2 protein-coding genes and 1 pseudogene are annotated in these 1,340 nt (G+C 58.7%); 2 read left to right on the forward strand and 1 reads right to left on the reverse strand.

All coding sequences use genetic code 11. The annotated features are described in order from the left end of the window. Nucleotides 1-130: 130 nt before the first annotated feature. The gene (locus QCM77_RS45820; protein WP_280097124.1) at nt 131-313 is read left to right on the forward strand and encodes a hypothetical protein; all 183 of its coding nucleotides are present in this window, start codon (nt 131-133) and stop codon (nt 311-313) included. On the opposite strand, the gene QCM77_RS45825 is transcribed toward QCM77_RS45820, so the two are convergent. Then, nucleotides 297-845 (reverse strand): Arm DNA-binding domain-containing protein, encoded by a 549-nt coding sequence (locus QCM77_RS45825; RefSeq protein WP_280097125.1) that lies wholly within the window; start codon nt 843-845, stop codon nt 297-299. The two genes, QCM77_RS45820 and QCM77_RS45825, sit on opposite strands and share 17 nt — an antisense overlap. On the opposite strand from QCM77_RS45825, the pseudogene QCM77_RS45830 reads away from it, so the two are divergent. Next, nucleotides 844-1,340: pseudogene (locus QCM77_RS45830) on the forward strand (DUF5695 domain-containing protein); the annotation flags it as partial. The gene QCM77_RS45825 and the pseudogene QCM77_RS45830 overlap by 2 nt on opposite strands.

Consider the following 1,340-nt stretch of genomic DNA (forward strand, 5'->3'; position numbering starts at 1 on the left):
TCTGCAAGCTCAAGGAATTCAAACGTATCCCGTTGCGCGCAGATAAGACCGATCAAAGCTTCGCAGCCATGATCCATCTGGCCGCAGCCGTGATAAACTCCCGATGAATCCCAACAGACCCTAGCCCATCATGGGCCTCTACACCGACTACCTTGTGCGCAGTCGCTACAAAGCTGAGTTTCGCCGTCAATATGCCGCTCGCGCTCTTCATTTCGGCGACTGGCTGCGCAGTGAAGGCGCTGAAGCAGATGACATAGACGAGGCAGAGATAGATCGCTTCCTCACCGGTCACCTGCCTAATCAGCAGCGCTGAGAACCGGATTCGCAGCAATGTCGAGGCTCTCCCGCATTGCCCAATTGAGCATTGAGGATAGGGCTGTACGGGCAGCGGGCTGCTGAGACCGCTCATGAGCTGATGCGAGGTCAGCGATACGAGCCGAGATATGGCGGCGGGTGATCTGGAAAACTGAGCCGGGATGCAGGGGTCTCCAACTGGCCAACAAGTAGCGTTCTATTTCCGAATTGGTCGGGGCTTCAGCATTTGTTGGGGTTCCGGAGATAATGATCCGCGATTGCCGGAGTGGATCGGCCCCCTGCAGGCGCGCCTTGGCTTTCTCGTCGACCGGGTCTTTGCCATTGGCAACCAGCCCCAAAAGCCGCTTGGCCTCCTTGCGTGCAAGCTCTGGTGTCCAAGGGGCGCCGTGATGACCGATGGTGACGAAGCCCTGCCGACCGAACACTCGGTACTTGAGAACGTATGTCGCTTTTATCGCGTTGACGTTTACGGCGGGAAGCGGCACGCCTTGATTATCCGCATGGGGCAATACCGGATACACCAAAAGCATGTCTAAAGTCTGGACGTATACGCGTCGTACGATGCTGTTGGGCTGGAGCTTCTTGGGTAGCGCGTTGTTCGGGCGCGTTGCGCTGCCTAAACCCAATCGGCCGCCGCGCAAGGTTGCCATGGTGTTGAAGACGGCCGACTCGTCCTTCGTCGTTGGGTGCACACAAGACGGCATTACCTCGTTGCGTTATCGGAACGATGCGCATGACACGGATTATGTCCTGCCTGGAGCCGTGCTGGGGGCGGCTCACGCTAGAGTTCGGCGTGCCGGATCCGAGTGGCATACGCTTCGAACCGGCGTTGATGCAACGAAGCCGATGCATAGCGCGGCCCTTGAACTAGCAGCCCGCGATGCCGGCGTCCTTCTCGCGACCCGCCTCGCAGTCGACGAGGCTGGATTGACGTGGGAGATCATGCTGCGGAACGACGGCATGGCGAGCGTGGAGGTTGGCGACCTCTATTTGCCTATGCCGATGAACACCGAATTTCCGGCAGG

Origin of the sequence: Bradyrhizobium nivariense (assembly GCF_029846695.2) — a bacterium.
Lineage (GTDB): Bacteria > Pseudomonadota > Alphaproteobacteria > Rhizobiales > Xanthobacteraceae > Bradyrhizobium.

Bases quoted from the DNA above. Each gene is read 5' to 3' on its own strand.
- QCM77_RS45825 (WP_280097125.1), bottom strand. From the start codon at position 845: ATGCTTTTGGTGTATCCGGTATTGCCCCATGCGGATAATCAAGGCGTG.
- QCM77_RS45820 (WP_280097124.1), top strand. From the start codon at position 131: ATGGGCCTCTACACCGACTACCTTGTGCGCAGTCGCTACAAAGCTGAG.